Source organism: Pseudomonas sp. RA_35y_Pfl2_P32, assembly GCF_963970735.1.
Taxonomy (GTDB): domain Bacteria; phylum Pseudomonadota; class Gammaproteobacteria; order Pseudomonadales; family Pseudomonadaceae; genus Aquipseudomonas.
In genome coordinates, this window is the sequence record NZ_CAXAQF010000004.1 from 65,975 (window position 1) to 89,399 (window position 23,425).

The window sequence follows — 23,425 nt, forward strand, 5'->3', positions numbered from 1 at the left end:
GGAGTGCCTGCCATGGAATATGACGTCAACGGCGTACCGAGCGACCCGGCCTGGTCGACTGTCCCGCCGCACGCCCGCCAGGTGTTCCTGTGCACCGGCCCGCGGTGTGTGGCCCGGGGTTCCCTGGCCTTATGGAAAACCCTGCGCCGGGAGTTGCTCAAGCACGACCGGATCGAAACACCCGGGGGCGTCCTGCTGACCCGCACCGCCTGCCAGTTCCCCTGCAACCTGGGGCCGGTCCTGACTGTTTATCCGGATGCTTGCTGGTACCGGGTGCGCGATGAGCAGGAGGTCAAGCAACTGGTGGACGGGCACCTGGTGGCGGGTGCGGTGGTCGCGCACTTGCTGATCGGCGCGCGTGCGGGAGGTCCGCCCGATGCTTAGGCGATTGCTGCTCAGTGCGTCGCTCTGTGCCCCGCTACCTGCACTGGCGCAGGCCTACGACAACTGCGCAACAACCCGGGTGATCTAGCAGGCACCGCAACGCATCATCGCGCTCAACCAGCACAGCGCCGACACCTTGCTGGCCCTGGGTGTCGGTCCGGCGCTGATCGGCGTGGCCTATATCGATGACGACGAGGGGGCAATCAAACAAGGTGCCTACCGCGGCATACCGCTCATCTCCAAGCGTTATCCCTCGGCCGAAGTGCTGTACACCCAGCGCGCCGACCTGGTGGTGGGTGGTTTTGCCTCGGCTTTTGCGCAACACCTGGGCTCACGGCCGATGCTGGCCCGCCAGGGCATTGCCAGTTACCTGTTGGAGTCCGCCTGCGACCAGCGCTCCCCGGACTTTTTCGCGCACATCCGCGCCGACCTGCGAACCCTCGGTGCGCTGCTGCAACGCCCGGAGCAGGCGCAACAACTGAGCGCCGCCCTCGACGCCGACCTGGCCCGGGCCGCAGCGGTGCACAGCGGTGCCAAACCGTTGTCGGTGTTTTACCTGGACAGCGAGGCGGACGGCCTGGACAGCGTCGGCAAACACGCCTTCGTCACGGCCCTGCTCAGCGCCGCCGGGGCACGCAATACCTTCGCCGAGGTCGACCTGGGCCGCCTGAGCGTGAGCCGCGAGACCCTGCTCGCCAGTGACCCCGACGTGCTGTTGCTGGCCGACGCCATCTGGTCCCCGGCCAGCCGCAAACGTCATCTGCTGCGCCACGACCCGGTGCTCTCGCAACTGCGGGCGGTGAAGGAAAACCGGATGCTCGACGTGCCATTCGCCCACCTGGTGCCAACGTTCGCCAGCGGGCGCGTGGCGCTGGAGTTGGCGCAGCGTTTAAAGGAAATGGGAGTTGAGGGCAGTAGACCGTAGCGGCTACACGATCCCCATCGCCACGCGCTGGACCAGTCCATCGGCGTGGCAGATGACTCGGTTGCGGCCGGTGGTCTTGGCGGCGTACAGCGCCAGGTCGGCGTCGCTGAGCCATTGCGTGGCGTCGCTGTGCATCGGGTTGAATGCCGCCAGGCCAATGCTCAGGCTGACTTTCAGGGCCGGGTTCTGTTCGTAGCCCAGGCCCGAGAACCGATCGCGCAGGGCGTCCATCGCCTGGACCGCATGGGCCAGCGGCACGTCGGGAAGAATCACGCAGAACTCGTCCCCGCCATAACGCCCCGCGACATCCGTGGCACGCAGGTTCTGCTTGAGGATCTTGCTCAACTGGCGCAGCACAATGTCCCCGGCGACATGCCCGTAGGTGTCGTTGATTGCCTTGAAATGATCGATGTCGATCAAGGCAATCGCCCCACCGGCCTGCTGGCGCTGGCAGCGCTGGAACTCGATTTCCAACGCATCTTTCCACGCCCCGTGGTTCAACAACCCGGTCAGGCTGTCGGTGCGACTGAGGGCCAGCAGTTCACGTTTGCTTTTGCCCAGGGCGTGGGTCTGGCGAAAGCAGATCCAACCCAGTGCCAGCGGGTAGAAGGTCAGCAACGGCAAGCAGGCGTACATCTGCAAGGAACTGGTCGGCGGGATAAAGGCCGGCCAGAACAACAACAGCCCGAGCCCCAGACCCAGCAGTTGGGCCACAAGACCGGCGAGCAGGAAACGCAAGCCGCCAATGGCCACGTTGTTCATGGCCATCATCGACAGCGTGGCGACGCTGGGTAGCGGGTTGAACTGGATGGCCGCCACCCAGAAACCGCCCATGAACGAGTCGATCAGCAGGTTGCGGTGTTCCGCGCGATAGGGCAGCGCCGAGCGGCGCGTCCACTGGTACGCCAGGTGCGGCCATACCAGGCCGTTGAACAGCATCAATGCCACCAGCCACACCGGCGGCTTGAGGGGCAGCAGCGCCGCACCTATGCACAACAGACCCAGTACCAGGCCGAGGGAGCGCGAGGTGTACAGCCTCCTGGCCATTGAAAGTCCCTTTCCTGCAACAGGTTGCATAGGGGGCCAAAGCTCCTCTTGGTACGGCAAATGGGAACCCTGCGACGGCTAGTCCCGCAGACGGCAACACATCGGAGTCTATCAGGGCAACGGCAAATAGCCATCACCGTCCAGCAGCCAGAAAAAGCCGACCTGGCGTACCCGGCGCCGAAAGATTGACTATAAATGAGGGGGACTCATCGCACCGCCGGCGCTCGTGGGCGGCGCAACGATAAACGAGGAGGAGCATGCACACCTATCAGGTACTGATCATCGGCAGCGGGTTTGGCGGCCAGTGTGCGGCGGTCAACCTGCTCAAGGCTGGCATCGACGATTTCCGCCTGCTGGAACGACGTGATTTTTTTGGCGGCACCTGGTGTCAGAACACCTACCCCGGCGCCGCCGTCGATGTGCCCTCCCCGCTCTACTCGCTGTCGTTCGCCTCCTGGCCCTGGACGCAGATGTTCGCCGAACAGGCCGAACTGCATCGCTACACCCAACACGTGGTCGAGCACTACCAACTGCGCGACAAGGTCGAGTTGCAGGCCGATGTCGAGCGGGTCGAATGGGACGACGACGCCCGGCAATGGCAGGTCTTCACCCGGGGCAAAGGCACCTTCCGGGCGCAATTCCTGATCAACGCCTCCGGGCCGCTGAGCCAACCGGTGATCCCGGCGTTCGACGGCCTGCAACGCTTTGCCGGCAAAACCTTTCACAGCAATGCCTGGGATCACAGCTACGACTACCGCAACAAGCGGGTCGCGATTGTCGGCAGCGGAGCCAGTGCGGCGCAGATCATTCCCAGCATTGCGCCGCAGGTGGCCCACTTGCATGTGTTCCAGCGCACCCCACACTGGGTACTGCCCCGCGCCGATCGCCGCTTCGGCCCTTTCCAGCGCTGGCTGCTGGGGCTCAAGCCGGCCTACACACTGCTGCGCTGGCTGATCTACTGGCAATTCGAAACCCGGGTGATCGCCTTCAAATACTCGAAAACCGCCCTCAAGCTGGTGCAGCGCCAGGCGCTCAATCATCTCAAGCGCCAGGTGCCGGACCCACGGTTTCGACAACAGCTCACACCGGACTTCACCATCGGCTGCAAGCGGGTGATTCTGTCCAGCACCCTGTACCCGGCGCTGACCCGCGCCAACGTCACGCTGCACGGCCGCGACCAAGGCATCGCCGCCCTGGACGAACGAGGCATCCGCACCCTGGACGGCCAGCACCTGGACCTCGACCTCATCGTCTGGGCCACCGGCTACGACGCCACCGACGGGGTGATCAACTATCCAGTGCTGGGTAAACACGGCACCCGCCTGAGCGACGTCTGGTCGCAGTACCCGCGGGCCTACCTGGGCACCAGTCTGCCGGACTTTCCCAACCTGTTTATCGTCACCGGCCCCAACACCGGCATCGGCCACACCTCGGCACTGTTCATCATCGAGTCGCAGATGAACTACATCCTCGACTGCATTCGCACCCTCAAGGCGCAGGGCCTGCGCAGCATTGAAGTACGCAAGGAAGCCGAAAGCGCCTATACCCAAATGATCCACCAACAGATGCAGCGCACCGTGTGGAAATCCGGTGGCTGCCACAGTTGGTATCAAAGCAAGAGCGGTCACGTGATCGCCATGTTTCCCGGATTCAGCTTCAGCTACCACCAACTGACGCGCCGGCTGAAACCGGGCGACCACATCCTGTCCTGACGTGTACTGGGGAGAACGCGATGGTAATTGTGCTGATCCTTGCCCTGCTGCTGGCCTACTGGACCTGGCGAACCTGGCCGCGCATCGGCCACCTGCTGTACGACGCCAGCACGGCGCTGGAGGCGCGCCTGTATCGCCTGGAAAAAATCACCATGCCGATTGCCGAAATGGGCATGGTCACCTATCAGGGCGGGCCGGACACGCCGGACCGGACTCTCCTGATGCTCCACGGCTACAGCGCCGACAAGACCATCTGGCTGCGCTTCGCCCGGCATTTTGTCGACGACTGCCGGGTGATCATCCCCGACCAGGCCGGCCATGGCGAAACCGGGTTCAAGGCCGGCGGCGGCTATGACATTGCGATCCAGGCCGAACGCATGATCCAGTTGCTGGATGCCTGCGGGATCGGCAAGGTCCACCTGATCGGCAACTCCATGGGCGGCTACGTCGCCGCGTGGCTGGCGGCCGCCCACCCGGGCCGAGTCGCGTCTCTCACGCTGATCGACCCCGCGGGCCTGAGCTCGCCCGAGCCCAGCGACATGGAGCGGCTGCTGGCCGCTGGCACGAACCCGTTCCTGATCCACTCACCCGCCGACTTCAAGCGGTTCTACGGCATGACCATGGCGTCCCCGCCCTGGGTCCCGGGCGTGGTGCTGGCGGCCATCGCCGAACGTTACCAGGACCGGCGCGATGAGCTGGCGGAGATCTTCGAGGACTTTCACGCCAGCCAGCCGATCGGCTCCCGGCTGGCGCAGATCCACGCCCCCACTCTGCTGCTGTGGGGGCGTGAAGACCGCTTGCTGCATGTCAGCAGCGCCCACGTCTGGGCCAAGGGCATCGCCGGCGCCCGCCTGGAAATCTGGGACGGTATTGGCCATATGCCGATGGTCGAGCGCCCCGCGCAGACGGCAGCCTTGTATCGGCAGTTTCTTGAGCGCCCGCGGCGTTAGCCCGACGCCTGGTGACAGTCGAAAAACTACTGATCCGCAAAGGCAACAGCCAGAGAAGCCATAACGACCTGTGCAGCAGTCGTTTGCAGAATGAAGTTCGGAAGAAACTTCGTTTGCAAGCCCTGCCAGCGCCGAACAGAATCGGCCTACTTCACTGTCACTGCGCCGGGATTCCTATTCATGAGCAACCAGAACGTCGTCAGCCCTGACCTGATCCGCCAACGCTTCTCGCGGGCAATGTCGGACATGTACCGCGAAGAAGTGCCGCTGTACGGCGCCTTGATGGAGCTGGTCGCCCAGACCAACGCCCAGGTGCTGGAGCAGGATCCGGCCATCGCCCGGCAACTGCGCGCTACGGGCGAAATCGACCGCCTGGACCTGGAGCGCCATGGCGCGATCCGCGTTGGCAGCGTCGGCGAACTGACCACCCTGTGCCGGTTGTTTGCGGTGATGGGCATGGAACCGGTGGGCTATTACGACCTCACCCCGGCCGGGGTGCCGGTGCATTCCACGGCGTTTCGCGCGGTGCATGAAAGTGCCCTGCAGATCAGCCCGTTTCGCGTGTTCACCTCGCTGCTGCGCCTGGAACTGATCGCCGACCCCGAACTGCGTGCCTTTGCCGAGTCGGTGCTGGCCCGGCGTTCGATCTTCACGCCCCAGGCCCTGCAACTGATCGCCCTGGCCGAACAGCAAGGCGGTCTCGACGAGGTTCAGGCCGACGCGTTTGTCGAACAGGCGCTGGAAACCTTCCGCTGGCACCACCACGCCACCGTCACCGCCGCGCAGTACCAGCAACTGAGTGCCCAGCACCGGCTGGTCGCCGACGTGGTGGCGTTCAAGGGCCCGCACATCAACCACCTGACTCCGCGCACCCTGGACATCGACATCGTGCAGGCGCAGATGCCCAAGCATGGCATCACCCCTAAAGCCGTCATCGAAGGCCCGCCCCGTCGCCAGTGCCCGATCCTGCTGCGCCAGACCAGTTTCAAGGCACTGGATGAAGCCATCGCCTTCACCGACCAGCAGCAGGCCAGTGGCAGCCACAGCGCGCGCTTCGGTGAAATCGAGCAGCGCGGCGCGGCCCTGACGCCTCAAGGCCGCGCCCTGTACGACCGGCTACTGAATGCCGCCCGCGACGAACTCCAGGACTTCCCCAACGAAGCCAACGCCGAACGCTACAACCGCCTGATGCACCAGCACTTCGAAGCGTTCCCGGACAGCTACGCCGCCCTGCGCGAACAAGACCTGGCCTACTTCCGTTACTTCGTCACCGAACACGGCCGTGCGGCCCCTGCCGATGCGCTCAAGGGCCTGAGCCTGGACGCTCTGCTGCAGGCGGGTTTCCTGCGGTTCGAGCCGCTGGTGTACGAGGATTTCCTGCCGGTCAGCGCCGCCGGAATCTTCCAGTCGAACCTGGGCGACGCCGCACAGACCCACTATGCGCAGCACTCCAACCAGGCCGCGTTCGAACAGGCACTGGGGCGCTCGACCATCGATGAACTGGGGTTGTATGCGCAAACGCAGCAGCGTTCGATTGAAGCGTGTTACGCGGCGTTGAAACTACCCGCGCGCAACTGAGGGGCGAACATTCAAAAATGTTGTACCTCTGAATGTTGTTTGTCGAACTGTGTAGAGAGGAGTTCGCCCAAAGTCATGGCCTGGCAATCCTTGCACTGGTAAAGAGCCATGACACTGGGCGAACGTGGCGAATTTTAATGCAGGTTGGCAGATATGTCCGGTGACAAATTCTGAATAATTCTGCACGCCATATTTCAACAGAACTCATAAGCGAAAAAAACGAAACCCGGCGTTGGGGTCACCATCGCCGGGTTGGGTTTATCGTGCCGCCGTGGGTCTTAGTGCGCCGTGGTGACCTTCAGCACGTCGGTGTAGACCACCACCACGCTCTGGTCGACCTTGAGGTCTTTGAGCTTGGCTTGCAGCTCAGGTTTTTCCACGGTCACGGTCTTTTTCAGGCCCGCCGGGTTCTGCAGCGTTACCTGGTTTTTCGCCAGGTCGATGTGGGTGATTTTCAGCTGGACCTTGACCTGGCGATAGGCGGTGCCGCCCGGGTTCGGATTGTTCTCGGTGGCGCGCATTTCGCCGACCCGTTCAACCATGCCTGGCAGGCTCTTGTCGACATCGGTGTCGAGGAAAGTGCCGATCGAACGGATAACGTCCAGTTGCACCTTGTCACCGGCCTTGAGGTTGCCCAGGTCCTTGGCTTTGTCGCTCAACTGGATGTGTACCGGCTTGCCTTCGGCGCCTTCGATAACGACTTCGTGGTTGGCCGCATCGACAGACAACACCTTGGTGATCACCTGGTTGGCCTCAACCGCTTCCGACAGCGGAATCTCTGCAGCGTAGGCACTGAGACTACCGGCAGAAAGCAGGGTGGCAAGAGTGATGGCTGTGGTCAGTGTATGTAGCTTCATGGCGATACATTCCCTGTGCAATAAATGTGGGCAGTGACTTACTACGCAAGCCTAAAGTCTTGTGTGTCGAGTGAGCATAGACATAGATCAGCACTTTTCCGAAAACATTCCTGCACCCGGCCGCGGACGGCGACTGCCCCTTCAATAACCGGTCATTTCCAGGTAGCCGGTGCCCGAATGAGTACCACTCAATTGCACCGGTCCTTCCCAATAAGGAATGCGCAAAGCCATCCAGGCCCTGGGGTTCAGCGCCGAGACCCGGATGTCCAGCCCCTCGCCCGCCACCTTGAGCGACCACTGGGTCGGCAGGCGGCGCCCCGCCACTTCGCTACGGGCCAAGGGCGTCAGGCTGATGTCCTGGCGCGACAAGCTGCGGCGGCTGCCATCCGGGTTGATCCAGGTGCCACTGAGGTAACCTGGCCCCTCCTTCTCCCGGACCCGAAACAGCATCAAGTGCGCGCCACTGTCCAGGTGCAGGGAAAACCAGTCCCAGCCACTCTGCCCGGCCGTCAACGGTTGGCTGCTCCACTCCCGGTCGAGCCAGGCCGGGCCACTGACCTGGTAACGCACGCCGTCGATGTCCAGGGTGCCACGGGCCTGGAAAAACGGCTGGCTGTAGTAGTACGAAGCCTGACCCTGCTCGGACTTGCGGCTGAAACCCTGCTCGCCCTGCAGCACCAACGGCCGGCGAGTCGTCAGTTGCAGTTGATAGGCAAAGCCCGCGCCACTGGCCTGCACCTGCATCTCGGCCAGCGGCTCCTGGGCACCAGCCCGGGTACTCAGGCGCCAGTCATCGATCCACGCCGCAAAGGGCACGCCCTGGACCCCGGCCTGACCCACACCGCCGCGGGCATAGCGCTCGCCCGCATGGTGCGCGGTGGCCGAGGTCACGCCGGCGTGACCAAGCCAGATCACCTGGCTGGCCCAACCCGACTGTTCGGGACCGGCCTTCAGGGCGTTGCGAAACAGCGTCCACTGCACCCCGAACTCCCGCCCCTGGGCGTCCTTGAGATTGGCGGTGAGGTACCACCATTCAACGCGGTAGCCATCGTGGGCGGCGTGGTCGGCGGGGAAGCTGAACGTACGCCCGGGTGTCACTTGGCTGAAGGCTGCCGCGTCGCTGCCCAGCCCGGCGAACCCCTGGTCGTCAGGCGACGGCTCATCGCAGCCGGCCAATACCAGCATCAGCAACGCTGCCAGCCGGTTAATCTTCATGGGCAAACCGCCTGAGCAGGTCCGCAGGCTGGCTGCGGTACAGCTTGAACAAGGGCCAGGCCGACGCCAGCAACGTGGCCAACAGCGCCAGCCCCATCAGTTGCGCTAATTGCAGGGGAAACACCCGCAACGGCAGGCGCCAGCCGAATGCCTGCACATTGATTACCGTGTCCAGGCACCAGGCCAACGCGATCCCCAGGGGCAATGCCAGCACCAGGGTCAACAGTGCCAGCAGCCAGGTCTGGCCAAGGTTGAGCAGCATCAACTGGCGCCGGGTCACCCCCAGCGCCCACAAGGGGGCCAGTTGCCCGAGACGGCTGTGGCTCTGGGTCAACAGGCTGATGAACAAGGCCACACCGGCCACCCCCAGGGTCAGGCTGTTGAGCGCCGCCGTGGCGGCAAAGGTGCGCTCGAAGACCTCGCTCGACCAGCCCTTGAGCCGGGCCTGATCGACGATGCGGCTGTCATCCAGGGCAAAGTCCCTGTGCAAGGCACTGACCAGCGCGGGAATCCGTGCCGGCGCCAGCCGCAGGTTGAAACGATTGGGGGCCAGCCCTGGCCAATGCCGTAGCAACTGCTCGGCATTCACCAACAGGTGCCCCTTGGGATTGCCGTAGTCGGCGTAGATGCCGATCACTTGCACCGACCACGGCCCCTTGGGCGTGGCAATGTTCAGGTGATCGCCCAGGCGCACTTTGAGCCGGCGCGCCAATTGCTCGCTGAGCATCAGCCTGTCCCCCGTCGCCAACTGGTCCCAGGGCTGGTCCCCCAGGGCTTCGAGCAAGGGCCAGTGCGCCCGGTAGCTCGGGTCGTCGATCACCCCGTACAGGTCCGCCGGCCAGCCTTGCAACGACAGTGCGACCTGCCAACTGGGTAGCACCGCGTCGAGGTCTTGCCGGGGCAGCCAGTGCTGCAATGCCGTGGCCTGGGCCGGGCTCTGCGGATTGACATAGAGCTCGGCGCTGAGCCGTTGCTCCAGCCAGTCATTGAAGGTCAGGCGAAAGCCGGCGGTCATGCTGCCGGCACCGATGTTGGCGGCCAGCGCCAGCAGCAACGCCATCAGGGCCAGGCTCAGGGCCGGCAGTTGCTGGCGGCAATCGGCGAGAAACCACTGCCCGAGCACCGAGGTACGGCGCCGCGCCAACAGCTTCAGGAGCGCGTCGAGCAGCACCGGCAAACCCAGGGCAGCCCCCAGCAACAGCGCCGTCATCAGCACAAAGCCACTGGCCAGGCTGTCACCCCAGCCCCATGCCAGCAGACCAATGACTGCAGCACCCAGGGCGATCCAGGCCTGGCGTCGCAGCCAGCGGGCGTGGGCCTGGTGCCAGGCCTGCGGATTGGCCAGCGCCAGCAGCGGCATGCGCGCCGCCCGCAGCAGGCTGTTGCCCCCCGCCAACAAGGCGCCCAGCAGGCTCAAGCCCAGGCCACTGAACCACCACCAGGGGCTGAGGCTCAACTGCCCCGCCACCTCGGCGCCATACAGCCCACGCAGGCTGGCCGCGACGTCCGGCAGCAAGACGCTGGCCAACAGATAACCACTGGCCACCCCCAGCAGACCGCCGAGCAAAGCCAGGCCTGCCAGTTCCAGGCACAGGCAGCCGATCAGCGTCCGCGCACTCACGCCACAGGCACGCAAGGTCCGGAACAGGCCACGGCGCTGCTCCAGGGCCAGGCCGATGGCGGCGTGGACGATAAACAGACCGACGACAAACGACAGCACGCCCAAGGCATCCAGATTCAGGTGAAAGCTCTCGGTGAGCCGCCCCAGATTGTGTTCTTCGCCACTGTGTCTGAGCTGCAAACGAGCGCTCAACGCCTCGGGCAGCGGCGGCGCGCTGGCGGCGAAATCCTTGGGCAGCAGCAGGCGCGAAAGCTGCTCGGGCAACGCCAGCACTTGCTGCGCTACGCCGATGTCCACCAACAGCACGCCGGGCGCCATGTCGGCTTGCCCGTGCAGGGCGGGCAAGGTGCGGCCCGTGGTGGTCAACGGCCGGTCGCCTTCCTGCAGCCCCAGGGCCTGCAAGGTCGTCGGGGCAATCCAGGTCCGGCCCGGCGGGCTGACAAAGTCGAGCATCCGCTCCAGCGTCAGGGCTTGCCCGGCCAGCGCCGAGCCCACGGGCAACGACAGGGGCTCGATGCCCAGCAGTTGCAAACGTTGGCTGGGCTGATCCTTGAGCTGCACCCGCGCCTGCAACACCGGCGACACCGGCCAGCCGGCCTGGCGCAACTCGACGAACAGTTGTTGCCCGAAGGTCGCGCCATCGGCCGCTACGAGGCTGGCCTGGGGTTCGCCGCCAATCAACTGACTGGCCCGGGCGTAGCTGTCGCGCGCCTGGCTGTTCAGCGCCTGGACCCCGGTCAGCAGGCCGCTGGCCAGCCACAAGCCGGTGAGCACGCTGAACAACTGCACCGGGTGCCGACGCCAGTGGCTGAGCAGCGCCCGCAGGGTTTCCCGCCAGACCTTCATGGTCGCGGGCCGGGGTCGACCAGGCGTCCGCCGTGCAACACCACCCGCTGCGCCAGCCGCGCCGCGATCCGCGGACTGTGGGTGACCATCAGCAAACTGCTGGGGCTGTCGGCGAGCAGTTCCAGCATCAAGTCGAGCACCTCATCGCTGGTGCTTTCATCGAGACTGCCGGTGGGTTCATCGGCCAGCAACAAGGCCGGTCGCGAGGCTAGCGCCCGACCCAGCGCCACCCGTTGCTGCTGGCCGCCGGACAGTTGTTCCGGGTAGCGCCTGAGCAGATCCCCCAGGCCCAGGCGCTCCACCAGTTGCGCCTGCCAGGCCGGATCAAGGCGCCCGGCCAGGCGCGCCTGGAAGGCCAGGTTGTCTTCCACGCGCAAACTGCCGATCAGGTTGAACTGCTGGAACACCAGGCCGATTTCAGTGCGCCGCCAGTGGGCCCGTTGGCGTTCGTTCATCCGCTCCAACGGCTGCTGGTTGATCCGGATGCTGCCGCGGTCCACCTGATCCAACCCGGCCACCAAGTGCAGCAGCGTGCTTTTACCGCTGCCCGACTCGCCCATCAGCGCCAGGCTGCTGCCCTGCTCCAGGCGCAGGTCGACCCCCAACAACACCGCCAACGGGCCCTGGGCAGTGGCGTAGCTCTTGAACACCCCTTGAACCTCCAGCATGGGCAACGCTCACTCGGTCACAGAGAGCTCAAGGATAGCGGACCAGCTCCTCGGCCCTGCATGGTTTTTGTCGTTTGACGATTGCCGGGGCGCCAGGTGCACGCCCTAAGCTCAAGACTGCAATAGCCATAACGATAAAAACGGAGACTCCATGCCTCGTTTCACACTGTCTACCCGTGGCCTCCTGGCCGCCTTGATCGCCGCCTGCCTGGCCCAGTCCGCTGGCGCCAGCCAACCCCCCGTCGCCGCCAGCCCCCTGACCGCCGCCAGCAACGCCGCCGTCCTCAAGCAACTACCGTTCAGCGACCGCACCGACTACGAGTCGGTCAACCGCGGCTTGATCGCCCCGTTTAAGGGCCAGGTCAAGAGCGCCGAGGGCAAGGTGATCTGGGACATGCAGGCCTACGCCTTCCTCGACAAGGACCAGGCCCCCGACACCGTCAACCCGAGCCTGTGGCGCCTGGCCCAGCTCAGCGCCCACGCCGGGTTGTTTGAAGTCAGCGACAAGATCTATCAGGTGCGCGGCCTGGACCTGGCCAACATGACCATCATCGAAGGCGATGACGGGCTGATCATCATCGACCCCTTGACCATGGCCGAGACCGCCAAGGCCGCCCTCGACCTGTACTACCAGAACCGTGCGCACAAGCCGGTGGTGGCAGTGATCTACAGCCACACCCACGTCGACCACTTCGGTGGCGTGCGCGGGGTGATCGACGAAGCCGACGTCAAGGCCGGCAAGGTCAAGGTGTTCGCACCCTCGGGGTTCATGGAACATGTGATGAGCGAAAACGTCTACGCCGGCAACGCCATGAGCCGCCGCGCCCAGTTCCAGTTCGGCAGCCTGCTGCCCCGCGGTGACCAGGGCCAGGTGGACGCTGGCATGGGCAAGACCGTGCCCTCCGGCGGCACCATAACCCTGATCGAACCCACCGACCTGATCAGCCAGGAACTGGAGACGCGCACCATCGCCGGGATCGAGGTGCAATTCCAGTTGACCCCGGGCACCGAAGCACCGTCGGAGATGAACCTCTACCTGCCGCAACTGCGGGCCCTGTGCATGGCCGAGAACGCCACGCAGATGATGCACAACATCCTCACCCCACGCGGTGCACAAGTGCGGGATGCCAAGGCCTGGGCGCAGTACCTGGACAGCAGCCTGGCGCGTTACGGCGACAAGGCCGACGTGCTGTTCGCCCAGCACAACTGGCCGACCTGGGGTGGTGAGCGGATCCGTACCTTCCTCGCCGACCAGCGCGATATGTATGCCTTTCTCAATGACCGCACCCTGCACCTGCTGAACCAGGGCCTGACACCGATGGAGATCGCGCAGAACATGCAAAAGCTCCCCGGCGCGCTGGAGAACAAGTGGTACACCCGTGGCTACTACGGCTCGCTGAGCCACAACTCGCGGGCGGTGTACCAGCGCTACATGGGCTTCTATGACGGCAACCCGGCGAACCTCAACCCGCTACCGCCAGTGGAAACCGCCAAGCATTATGTCGAGGCCATCGGCGGTGGCGCGGCCGTGATCGGCAAGATGCGCGAGGCCATGACCAAGGGCGATTACCGCTGGGCCACGCAACTGGGCAACCAGTTGCTGTTCGCCGAGCCGGACAACAGCGAAGGTCGCGAAACCCAGGCCCAGGCGCTGGAGCAGTTGGGCTACCAGAGCGAAAACGCCACCTGGCGCAACATGTACCTGACCGGTGCCATGGAACTGCGCCATGGCGTGCCGAGCAACAGCGGCAGTTCGGTGTCGGTGGACATGGTGCGGGCGATGACCCCGCAGATGTTTTTCGATTACCTGGCGATCCGCCTGGACAGCGAAAAAGCCGTTGGCCATGACCTGACCCTGAACTGGACGTTCGAGAACCCCGACCAGCCCTACAACCTGACCCTGCGCAATGGCGTACTGACCCACCGCGCTGGCAGCAACCCCCAGGCCGATGCCGGTATCAGCATGAGCAAGGCCACCCTGGAGCAGATCAGCCTCAAGCAACTGGACTTCCCGACGGCGATCCAGAAAGGCCTGGTCAAGGTTCAGGGTAACGGCAAGAAACTCGGCGAACTGCTCGGCAGCCTGGACACATTCAGCCCGCAGTTCAACATCGTCACGCCCTGAGGGCTGGCAGGCGTATCTGTGGGAGCGAGCTTGCTCGCTCCTACAGTGGTTTTGGGGGGCTCACAGGTTGTGCATGCACCCACCCAGGTGAGATTCAAGCCGGGGCGATCTCTACCGCCGGCATCTGCCAGTGCTGTTCGATCACCTGTTGCTCTGGGCCATACAGGCGCAGGATCAGGGTGAAGGCGCCGTCTTGTGGGGTCGGCAGCCAGTTGCTCGGGACCTCGGGGGCGGTGCTCTGTACTAGCAGGGTCAGGCCGCCGTCGGCGTCCGGCTGCAGGTGATCGCGGCTGCTCAGGCAATAGCGGTCGATGAGGTTGGCCACCAGTTGCCGGTCCGGCAGGTCGTAGAGGGTCAGCGACCAGAATTCGCTGGCCGGGGGCAACTGCCCCGGGGCAAAGCGCAGGCGATAGCGGCGCCCGCCCACCAACGGCTGACCCTGGTTGTCCCGCTGGCTGCCGGTGTAGAACGCCTCTTCGACACTGTTGCCGTAGATACCCATGGCCGCCCCCAGGGCGCGGTTGAGGTAGTTGTTGTGCATGGCTTCCCGGTTGCCGAACAGGCCCAGGGTCGTGCGAACCTTGGCCCCGGCCGCCTTCATCTCGGCCTGCGCCTGCTGGATCCCAGCCAGCAGCGCCTGCAACTGTGCGGTGGACAAGGCCGCCGGATCGAACGCCTGCCCGGGGACGATACCGATCCGCGCAAACCGCGCGCGCAGGGCCTGCTCCGAAGGTACGGTCGGGCACAGCGTGAGGATCTGGTTCAGTTGCGCGATACACCCCGGCCCCAGGCCGGTCTGGCTGTTCCACGCCTGCCAGGCTATTGCCGCAGCGGCGGGTGGTGGCGCGGTTCCCAGGTACTCGTGCACCCCCCGCAAGCGATACTGCTGCTGCAACTCGCGCACCGCCGGCAGGTCCTCGGCGCTCTCCAGGGCGGTACGCCCGAGGATCATCACGATCTGGGTTTCACTGCGCAGCACCGCCTTGATCCCCGGCGGGGTCGGCCCCTGCCAGTCAGGCCCGGCCACCAGGTAATCGCCGGCCTCGCGTCCGGTGCTAAGCACGCCGACGTAGGCAAAATTGTGGGTGTACTGGTCCACCAGTTGATGCACGTAGTAACGCTCGGCCGACACCGCCGGCACACTCAGGACCTGGGGTTCGCTGCGCAGGTCGAGCCAGGCCCAGGAATACGGGGTGTCGTTGTTCGGCGTGACGATTTCGCGGTTCTGCGGGGTGTACAGGCTGCTGTAGTGACGAAAGCGATTGAAGCCGCCGACGTACGCCTTGGCCGCCGGATTGAGCACCTGTTTTTCCATAGTCTGGTAGTGCATCAGCATCGGGAACGCGTAGATCCAGGCCTCGCGGGTAATCGCCTGGAACGCCTCGGCGCTGGTGGCACGGACCTGACTGGCCGCCAGCACCCAGCTCGGGCAGACCAGCGCGGCGCCACAGACACTCAGGCCACCGAGCAGGCGGCGCCGACTCATAGCAATCGTCATGACTCAGCCCTCGCCCTGGATCGGTTCAATGGTCGGTAACGGATAGCTGCCATCCAGTGCCGGCTGTTGTGGCAAGTACAGGCGCAGCAGCAGGTTGAACGGCCCTTGGGGAGTCGGCAGCCAATTGCTCTGGGGCGCCTGGGCCGGGGCACTGTGGGCCAGGGTCAGCGTCAGGCCGCCGTCGGCGTCGTAGTGCAGGTCCGCGCTGCGATCCCCCAGGGCATACCGGGCCAGGGGGTTGGCCACCAGCAACTGGGTCTTGCCGTCATACAGGGTCAGGGACCAGAAGGCATTCACCGGCGGCAACTGCCCGGCGGCGAAATGCAGGCGATAGCTACGGTTGCCATCGAGCACCTGACCCTGGGCATCGTGCAGCGCCAGCGGGTACACCGCCTCGACCGGGTCATTGGCGTAGATGTAGCGCCAGGCCACGGCGGCGCGGGTCAGGTCGTCGTCACCAAACTTGCCGACGTTGGCCGGCGAGCGGAACCAGCCCTGCTGCTCCAGCGACAGTTTGCTGGAGGCCAGGCGCACTTGTTCGCGGCCCGCCTCGGCGCCTTCGGCAATCGCCTCCTGCAACGCTGCCGGCGGCACGAAAGGGGCCCCTGGCTGGATACCGATCGCGGCGTACCGGGCGAGTTTCTGTTGTTCGCCAGGGGTCCACTGGTGCAGGGCGGCCAAGGGGTTGAAGCGGCTGAACAAGGCCACTGCCGGGCCCTGCTTGCTGTCTTCGTAGACGGGCAATTGCAGTGCGGGCAAGGCCTCTGGCGCGTTGCTACCGAGGACTTTTGACAGCGGCTGCAGGCGGTAGCCCTGCATCACCTGTGCGGCCTGGGCCTGGTCGGCCGGGCCCTTGACCTCGGTGCGACCCAGCAGGAATACCAACCGGCTCGGCGAGCGGATCACCCCGTCAAAACCAGCCGGCACCTGGCCCTGCCAGTCGGGGCCGGCGATCAGGTAGCGCCCGGCCTGGCTGCCGGTGGCGCGAGTGCCAAGGTAGTCGAGGTTGTCGGTGCGCATGTCCACCAGTTGGAAGCTGAAATAGCGCTGCGCGATGGCCGGCACCTGCAGCACCTGGGGTTCGCCGCGCAGGTCGAGCAAGGCGCGGGAATAGAAGGTGTCGTTGTTCGGGGAGACCACTTTGTTGTCTTGCGGGCCGAGCAGCCGTGGCTCGCTGTACAGCACGTTGAACGGCAGCTTGGCGGCGATGGCGCTGAGCACCTTGAGATGTTCGCCGGTGGCGTAGGCAAACACATAAGCCTCTTGGGCCAGTGCCCGAGCTTGCGGTTGATCGAGGCTGGCGGCGTGCGCGGTGCTGGCGCAGATCCCCAGGGTTAAGGCGGTTATCCAGTGGCGCACGGCACAATCTCCTGACTGATACACAAATGACCCAGCACCCTGCCGACATTGTTGGGCAGCAGGGGCTGGGCGAGGTTATTTGGCCCAGCGCCGCAGGTCCGAGGGGGTGTAGTCGTCGGTCTTGGCGGCAAAACCCACGCGCATCGGCTCGGTCTCTTCGTTGGCCAGGCCACCGGCGTAGTAGCGCCCGGCGATCAGGTCGTAGGAGGTTTCCAGGACGTTGTAGGTGAACCCGTGATCGTAGTGCTGGATCGCGTGCAACTCACCGCTGCGCCACAGTTCGCCACGGCTGTCGTACTGGTCCGATTGTGCGATCTGCCAACTGTCTTCATCGACATAGAACCGACGCTTGCCGTAGATGTGCCGGGCGTTGGGCTTGAGCGTGGCTTCCACCACCCAGACCCGGTGCTTCTCGTAGCGCGCCAGGTCCTGGTTGACGTGGTTGGGCTTGATCACCGCGTCGTACTTGAGGTCATGGCTGCCGATCTTGTAGCTGTTGTAGGGGATGTACAGCTCTTGCTTGCCCACCAGCTTCCAGTCGAAGCGATCCGGCGCACCGTTGTAGCCATCGATGTTGTCGGCGGTGATCAGGCCGTTGCTGTAGCGGGCGCTGTTGTCGTAGGCGATCATCGGCGCGCGGCGTACCCGGCGTTGCCCCGGCAGGTACTGCCAGGCCGAACGCGGCTCGGCCACCTGGTCGATCGGCTCGTGCACCAGCACTGCTTCACCGGACAGACGGGCCGGTTCCAGCACCCGGCTCTTGAACATGAACAGGGTGTTGTTGCCCGGTTCCAGCCCGCTGATGGTGTCGGCAAAGTTGATCAACGACTGGTTGCGCACGTAGCTGGTGGCGCCGTTCTCGCGCACCAGCGCCGAACTGCTGATGCGCTCGTAGCTGCCGCCACGGTAGCGGGTCATGTGGTTCCACATTACCTCCAGGGCTTCGGTGGGCAGCGGAAACGGAATGCCGTGGACGTAGTCGTGCAGGCCGTTGCCGCCATCGGCCAGGCTGGTCTTGGCGACGTTTTCCCGGCTCTGCTCGAGCACCGACTTGGGCAGGTTGGCGCTGCGGTGCGTGGGGTAGATGTGCATTTTGTAGGTATCGGGATAGCGCTTGAACAACGCCACCTGCCCCGGGCTCAGGAACTGCTGGTACTGCGCCAGGTTTTGCGCGGTGATGGTGAACAACGGCTTTTCGTTGGCATAGGGGTCGCTGTACCCGCCCTTGGCGTCGACCGTGCCGGCGTTGCTCGCCAGGCCACCGGTCCAGGCCGGAATACTGCCGTCGGCGTTGGCGGCCATTTGCGAACCCATCGGCGTCAGGGTCTTGCCCAGGGCCGCCGTATCACTGCCTTTGGCTTGCGCCAGGCTCGCGGCGCAGGCCAAGGCCAGCACACAAAGTTGCATACGCATCACTGATACTCCTTAGAAGTCGACCTTGAAGCTGACCGAGGCAAAATCGCGGTCGTCCAGGGTGCTGTAGTCGTTCGAGCCGAAGAAGCTGTTGTAGGCCAGCTCCACGCTGTAGTCGTTGAGGTAGTTGGTGGTCAGGCTCAGGCCCAGCGCTTGCTGGCCTTCCTGGAACGGACCCTGGGGGTCATAGGAATAACCCGAGACGTCGTGGCGCCAGTTGACCGCCGGGATCAGGTTGACCCCCGGGAACACGTCGCTGTATTCCAGGCTGGCGCGCAGGCGATAGCCCCACGACCAGTCGGTAGCGAAGCCCTTGTCGGTGCAATACTGGTTGGTCACACCCGAAGCCATGGTGTTGCACTGCGCACCGTTTTTCGGGCTGCTGCGGCCAAAGGCGGCGTTGCGACCCAGACGCTCGTCGCCCAGGTCCTCGATGTGCACCACACCGGCCTCGCCGAACAGGCTCAGGCGCGTGGCGCCGAGGATGTTGTCGTAGGCCTGGGTCGCCGAACCGGTCATCTGCCACACACCCTTGCGCACCCAACCGTCATAGCGGTCGCCGTGGGTGTTATCAAACCCGCTCGGCAGGTCGACCCAGGAGCTGCCGCCCGGCCCGGAAATCACCGCGACGTTGATGTCCGGGGCGTTGATCGCCAGCGGCATGTTCGGCCGGTAGCTGATTTCGCCGGCCAGGGAGATCCCTGAATTCGGCTCGACACCATTGAGGCTGAAACCGTACAGGCGAACATCCTCGGGGAATGCCGCCGCATAACTGGGGTTCTGGATGCCGCCGGGGAACGTACCGGGCTCGGTGACATCCCGCGCGTTCAGGGTGAAGTACGGCAGGCGCGAGTGATAGTTGATGAAGTAGATCGCCGCTTCCGCGTCGTTCAGTGCAGGGATCATATTGCGCAGGGCAAAGCCGAACTGGCCGTTGTCGGACGGCGACTCGTTGCCACGGGAGGTGGCGTACAGCCCGGCGTTCTGCATTTGCTGGTCGGTCTGCACCTGGCTCAGGTACAGCGGTCCGCAGCCCTTCTGGATCGCGTCGCTGCTGGCGAAGAACGTGCCGCAGCCGTCGAGCACGCTGGGCCGCCAGTTGTACTGGTAGAAGCCTTCCAGGTTCAGGGTGTCGGTCAGGCCGAGGCTGAAGGAGAGCATTTCCACCGGCAACTGGCCTTCCTTGATCTCCACCCCGGGACGGTTGAACGCCGAGACGTCCAGCGGGTTGATCACGTTGATGCCGTTCTGGATCAGCAGCGACTCACCCCAGGACAATACCTGGTTGCCGACCTTGACGTTGAGCGGCCGGTCAGCGACCACGAAGTCTTTCCACAGGTAGGCGTCCAGGGTCTTGAAACCCTTGAACTTGGACAGGTCGTCCCAGCCCGAATCGTCGAACGGCTTGAAGCGTCCTTCGCCGTTTTCGTAGGCCTCGTCGTACCAGTACTTGAACCGCAGGAAGGCCCCCTGTCCTTGTCCGTCCAGACTGAAATCGGTCAGACCCTTGAAGATCTGCGAGATCTGGTCGCCCTTCTCGAAGTTCAGCCGGTTGTCATCGGCGCTGACGCTGCTGCCATTGACCTGCACATTTTGCGCCTGCAGGGCATTGGCCCGGGTCATCATGCTTTTGTCGGGATTTTGCGTCGACCAACTGCTGCCCATCGACAGGGTGGTCTTGGTCGACAGGCTCCAGTCTTCGTTGAACTCGAAGGTGCTCGCCTGGGCAGGCGCAACCATGGCCGCCAGGATGGCCAGGGCTAGCGGTTGCGGTCGGGTGTGGCCAAGCCTTTTGCGTCGTGGCGCGACGCAGGCGTTGGCCGAGCATGTTTTTATCATTATTAGGCTCCGGTCGGATGTACTCAGCCCAGTCAAAATGCCCAACGATCCAACAACAGGCGCAAGCGCGGCGCGACAAAAAATGATCATCCGGTTTTTTAGGCCGATTCAGCACAACCTTGGAAGTGCCCGAGGCGAAATTGCTTGGGAGTTATGCCGAATTGCTTGCGAAAGGCGCGGATGAAATTGCTCGGCTGGCGATACCCCAGGCGCTCGGCAATTCGCTCGATCGGCTGGTCACCGGCAGTCAGCCAGTGCCGCGCCAACTCCAGGCTGTCGGTGCGGGTCTCGTTGGGCGCCGCCGCTTGCCAGTGGCGCAGCATGCTCTGGTGCAAAAAGGCATGGGCACTGAGCACCGGCAGCGCCAGGCTTAGCCTTGGTAGGATCAGGCACGGGTGCTCGGCCACCTCGGTGCTCACCCCCTGCCCGTCCAGCCATTCGCCAGCCGCCTGCCCGGGGGCCAAGTGCACGCGGCTGAACAACTGGGCCGGTGCCTGGCCAACTCGCCGCGAGATGTTGCGCACCAGGCTCAGGGTGGCAGCATCAAGACCAAAAAAATGCGGCAATTGACGGGCCGGACGCAGGTGCAAGCGGGCCTCGTCGGCGCTTTCCTCGAGCGCGGCCACTACATAGTTGGTGACTCGCGGCAGGTAGTCGGTGAAGCAGCGCAGGCTGGCGCGCAAGGTGGCCGCCGAGTCCAGCAGGATGTTCATGCCTTGCAGGCAACTGGTGGCCATGCCATTGACCAGGTCACAGCCGAAATGGCGCCCAACGCCAGCGTTTTCGCATTCACGCCACAACTGTTCCACCAGGTGCGCCGGGATGTGCCGGTGCTGGTCATCGAGCCAGGACAGGCTGATGCCAGCGCGCTGCAACAAGGCCTGCTCACACAGCCCAAGCTGGCGGGCATGGCTGAGGATGGTGCGGGTGAAAGCGCTGGAGGCGAACGTTTGATCAGGCATGAGCAGGCGCTGCAGGCAAAGGAGGGTTGTACTTATGCCAGCCCGTATGTTATCGATCAAATGCATTAAAAGTATCCAATGAATGCAGGAGACGCATCGTGGACCTCCGTCAGCTTCGCCACCTGGTGGCCCTGGCCGATTACCGCAGTTTTGTGCGGGCGGCCGAGGCGATCAATCCCAGCCAACCGGCCTTCAGTCGCAGCATCCAGACCCTGGAGCGCGACCTCGATTGTGCGCTGGTGGAGCGCAGCAGCCGCGAGTTTCGCCTGACCGGCCAGGGCCAACTGGTGCTGCAGCACGCTCGACGCCTGCTGGCGGGCAGCCAGGCGTTGCACAACGAGTTAAGGCAGTACAACGGCCTGACCGGTGGTGAGCTGCATTTCGGCTGCGGCCCCTACCCCGCGCAATTGCTGGTACCTGAAGCCCTGGCCGAATTCATCAGCGCCCACCCGGCCATCCGCACCCGCTTTCACCAGGGCGACTGGGAGCAACTGGCGGGCTGGCTCAAGGAGCAGCAGATCGAGTTCCTGGTCGCAGACTCGCGCTATTTCACCGGCGATCCGCAGTATCAGGTGCAGTTGCTGCGCCCCCGTCGCGGACGGTTCTTCTGTCGCGCCGGACACCCCTTGAGCCACGGCCGGCCGCTGGCACTGCGGACCCTGCTCGACTACCCGGTGGTGGGCACACGGATCCCGCCGATGATCCGCAAGATCCTCGCCGACGTGCAGGGTGAAGCCGACTTCGAGACCCGCGTCGAATGTGCCCAGTTCGACGCGATCCGCCGCGTCGTGATGCGCTCCGACGCCGTGGGCCTCGCCACCATGGAGGCCTTGAGCGAGTTGGCGATCAAGGGCGAAATCAGCCTGCTGAGCTTCACCGACATCCCCACGGACGACCCGGGACTGCAGTTGCATTACGGAATCGTCAGCCGCGCCGGACACTCCCTGACCCCGGCGGCCTTGGCCATGGTCGATGCGATTGTGCGGGTGGATCGGCGCTTGCTGGAACTGGAAGGCGCAATGGTATAACCCACCCGGCCGACTGTCAGGTCGCCGTGCGGCGACTTTTGATCTTGATCCCCCCTGCACCGTCGGCAGGATTGAAAGGCGGCGAGGACTGCGTCCTCGAACGCAGCCTCGCGGGCTCGACAGCTGCTACGGGGGATTGGGAGTATGGCAAAAATTTACGGTGTGGCGCAGATCGCCATCGCGAGCAGGCTCGCTCCCACAGGGAAAATCCAGCGCGGGCAAACAGGCCGGCCGGCAGACCGCCTCGGACGCCTTTACCACTCAGACCGACCGGCAGGTCGCCGTGCTCTGGCTTTTGATTTTGATCCACCCGCCCCATCGGCAGGCTGAGCGCAGTTACCAGGTCGGTTGGAGCTACTACAAATCCAAGTCGCAGTCCCGGGCTTATCGTCTTGCTGAAAGAACCGATGTGGATAACCCGGTTGCTCCTGTCTAAAGACGCCAGCGCCGGGGCCGCCCTGCCCTACAGCTGCAGCTCGCTGAGGTAGTCATCTTCGATGATCCAGGCGTCGTTGGAGGCTGCCCATTCGAGCAGTAGAAGCCGTCGCCTCAATGGCCAGCGATACCCGAGCACCAAATCAAAGGGTTGAGATTCGCCTCGTCCTCGAACAAGAAGAAGTTGCGTACGCATTACTTTTACTTTAGATGCTCATTCATATCAGCAACAAGTTCCTCTATTGCCTCAGTGAAGTCGTCTGCGGTGATCGGAGTCTTGTTATTGTCCAAAGTCTTGCCGAACACCTTGCGTGCGACTCTGAACATTGGCTCATTCGCGGCGTTGACCAGTAAAGCCTCGACATAAAGCTCTGAATTCTGATTCCGCTGCCCGGTAGCGACATTGACACCACCAATAGCCGCGGCTACCGGAATCACCTCGTACCACCTCATCTCCTCGTTAGATGCACTGACGCCTGTGATCGCGGTGTGCAGCACCAAAAGTCTTGAGGCGAATGGAATGGGGTCCTGCGATCCAAGTACTCGATATCGTTTGGACAGCACTTCATACACACGGGTATCAGCTGTTCTTCGCAACCGTTCAAAGGTTTGGATATCGACGCGGTCGGTAGCCTTCGGCGCGGGGTACAGGATGAGGGGGTCAAAAATTACCGTGTCGTAATTTTTAGATCTGAACGCTGGCGACACCCAGCGCAGGGTGGGAGCGCCACTCGGCGAAAGGGTCGATTTAAGTACATCGTATCGATCCAGATAACCTGAATACTGTCCTTTATCAGTCGTCCTTGAGACACAACCGGATAGCAGGAGACAACTGAGAGCAATAACCATCGACAAATTAGTTGAACACGCCATATACGGTCTTCCTTATTGGGTAGCGTAGCCATCGAACTGTACGTGAGTGCTGTGCGCGAATCGACAAGGGAGCGTCATCTTTTGATTCGT

Annotated in this window: 17 protein-coding genes and 2 pseudogenes; 7 read left to right on the plus strand and 12 right to left on the minus strand. The window is 63.9% G+C overall.

The annotated features are described in order from the left end of the window. Positions 1 to 12: 12 nt before the first annotated feature. Positions 13 to 384 (plus strand): (2Fe-2S) ferredoxin domain-containing protein, encoded by a 372-nt coding sequence (locus tag AACY45_RS05295; protein ID WP_339544482.1) that lies wholly within the window; start codon positions 13 to 15, stop codon positions 382 to 384. Beyond that, a pseudogene (locus AACY45_RS05300) lies at positions 377 to 1,309 on the plus strand (ABC transporter substrate-binding protein). The gene AACY45_RS05295 and the pseudogene AACY45_RS05300 overlap by 8 nt, the downstream one beginning before the upstream one ends. A 3-nt stretch (positions 1,310 to 1,312) precedes the next feature. Here the strand turns inward: AACY45_RS05300 and AACY45_RS05305 are convergent. Continuing rightward, on the minus strand, positions 1,313 to 2,386 hold the full coding sequence (locus tag AACY45_RS05305) for a diguanylate cyclase (protein ID WP_339544483.1): 1,074 nt from the start codon (positions 2,384 to 2,386) through the stop codon (positions 1,313 to 1,315). A gap of 227 nt (positions 2,387 to 2,613) precedes the next feature. On the opposite strand from AACY45_RS05305, the gene AACY45_RS05310 reads away from it, so the two are divergent. The 3 genes from AACY45_RS05310 to hglS all read left to right on the plus strand — a co-directional run bounded on the left by AACY45_RS05310 (position 2,614) and on the right by hglS (position 6,596). Further along, a complete protein-coding gene (locus AACY45_RS05310; protein ID WP_339544484.1) occupies positions 2,614 to 4,068 on the plus strand; it encodes a flavin-containing monooxygenase in 1,455 nt (484 codons plus the stop codon). 20 nt (positions 4,069 to 4,088) lie between these two features. Continuing rightward, a complete protein-coding gene (locus tag AACY45_RS05315; protein WP_339544485.1) occupies positions 4,089 to 5,018 on the plus strand; it encodes an alpha/beta fold hydrolase in 930 nt (309 codons plus the stop codon). Positions 5,019 to 5,198: 180 nt separating this feature from the next. Continuing rightward, entirely contained in the window at positions 5,199 to 6,596 is a 1,398-nt protein-coding gene (gene hglS / locus AACY45_RS05320; protein WP_339544486.1) for a 2-oxoadipate dioxygenase/decarboxylase HglS, read from the plus strand. 278 nt (positions 6,597 to 6,874) lie between these two features. On the opposite strand, the gene AACY45_RS05325 is transcribed toward hglS, so the two are convergent. From AACY45_RS05325 to AACY45_RS05340, 4 genes are all read right to left on the minus strand, one after another. Next, entirely contained in the window at positions 6,875 to 7,453 is a 579-nt protein-coding gene (locus AACY45_RS05325) for a hypothetical protein (protein WP_339544487.1), read from the minus strand. A gap of 141 nt (positions 7,454 to 7,594) precedes the next feature. Next, the gene (locus AACY45_RS05330) at positions 7,595 to 8,668 is read right to left on the minus strand and encodes a lipocalin-like domain-containing protein (protein WP_339544488.1); all 1,074 of its coding nucleotides are present in this window, start codon (positions 8,666 to 8,668) and stop codon (positions 7,595 to 7,597) included. Continuing rightward, entirely contained in the window at positions 8,658 to 11,135 is a 2,478-nt protein-coding gene (locus AACY45_RS05335; RefSeq protein ID WP_339544489.1) for an ABC transporter permease, read from the minus strand. Before AACY45_RS05335 ends, AACY45_RS05330 begins: the two co-directional genes overlap by 11 nt. Next, a complete protein-coding gene (locus tag AACY45_RS05340; RefSeq protein WP_339544490.1) occupies positions 11,132 to 11,803 on the minus strand; it encodes an ABC transporter ATP-binding protein in 672 nt (223 codons plus the stop codon). The genes AACY45_RS05335 and AACY45_RS05340 overlap by 4 nt, the downstream gene beginning before the upstream one ends. A gap of 151 nt (positions 11,804 to 11,954) precedes the next feature. On the opposite strand from AACY45_RS05340, the gene AACY45_RS05345 reads away from it, so the two are divergent. Then, the gene (locus AACY45_RS05345) at positions 11,955 to 13,928 is read left to right on the plus strand and encodes an alkyl/aryl-sulfatase (protein ID WP_339544491.1); all 1,974 of its coding nucleotides are present in this window, start codon (positions 11,955 to 11,957) and stop codon (positions 13,926 to 13,928) included. Positions 13,929 to 14,022: 94 nt separating this feature from the next. Here the strand turns inward: AACY45_RS05345 and AACY45_RS05350 are convergent, their stop codons facing one another. The 5 genes from AACY45_RS05350 to AACY45_RS05370 all read right to left on the minus strand — a co-directional run bounded on the left by AACY45_RS05350 (position 14,023) and on the right by AACY45_RS05370 (position 20,999). Continuing rightward, the gene (locus AACY45_RS05350) at positions 14,023 to 15,426 is read right to left on the minus strand and encodes a DUF1254 domain-containing protein (RefSeq protein ID WP_339544492.1); all 1,404 of its coding nucleotides are present in this window, start codon (positions 15,424 to 15,426) and stop codon (positions 14,023 to 14,025) included. A 3-nt stretch (positions 15,427 to 15,429) separates the two neighbouring features. After that, positions 15,430 to 16,785, minus strand: coding sequence for a DUF1254 domain-containing protein (locus tag AACY45_RS05355; protein ID WP_339544493.1), 1,356 nt, complete (start codon positions 16,783 to 16,785; stop codon positions 15,430 to 15,432). 75 nt (positions 16,786 to 16,860) lie between these two features. Beyond that, the gene (locus tag AACY45_RS05360; RefSeq protein ID WP_339544494.1) at positions 16,861 to 18,198 is read right to left on the minus strand and encodes a DUF1329 domain-containing protein; all 1,338 of its coding nucleotides are present in this window, start codon (positions 18,196 to 18,198) and stop codon (positions 16,861 to 16,863) included. Between the two features lie 12 nt (positions 18,199 to 18,210). After that, positions 18,211 to 20,037, minus strand: a complete 1,827-nt coding sequence (locus tag AACY45_RS05365) for a DUF1302 domain-containing protein (protein WP_339544495.1) — start codon at positions 20,035 to 20,037, stop codon at positions 18,211 to 18,213. Between the two features lie 98 nt (positions 20,038 to 20,135). Beyond that, complete coding sequence (locus AACY45_RS05370) at positions 20,136 to 20,999, minus strand: helix-turn-helix transcriptional regulator (protein ID WP_339544496.1); 864 nt, start codon at positions 20,997 to 20,999, stop codon at positions 20,136 to 20,138. A 98-nt stretch (positions 21,000 to 21,097) separates the two neighbouring features. Between AACY45_RS05370 and AACY45_RS05375 the strand changes: the two genes are divergently transcribed. Beyond that, positions 21,098 to 22,027, plus strand: a complete 930-nt coding sequence (locus AACY45_RS05375; protein ID WP_339544497.1) for a LysR family transcriptional regulator — start codon at positions 21,098 to 21,100, stop codon at positions 22,025 to 22,027. Positions 22,028 to 22,352: 325 nt separating this feature from the next. On the opposite strand, the pseudogene AACY45_RS05380 reads toward AACY45_RS05375, so the two are convergent. Further along, positions 22,353 to 22,598: pseudogene (locus AACY45_RS05380) on the minus strand (PLP-dependent aminotransferase family protein); the annotation flags it as partial. A 65-nt stretch (positions 22,599 to 22,663) separates the two neighbouring features. After that, positions 22,664 to 23,335: a DUF3313 domain-containing protein gene (locus tag AACY45_RS05385; protein ID WP_339544498.1), complete on the minus strand. Its 672-nt coding sequence runs from the start codon at positions 23,333 to 23,335 to the stop codon at positions 22,664 to 22,666. Between the last annotated feature and the right edge of the window lie 90 nt (positions 23,336 to 23,425).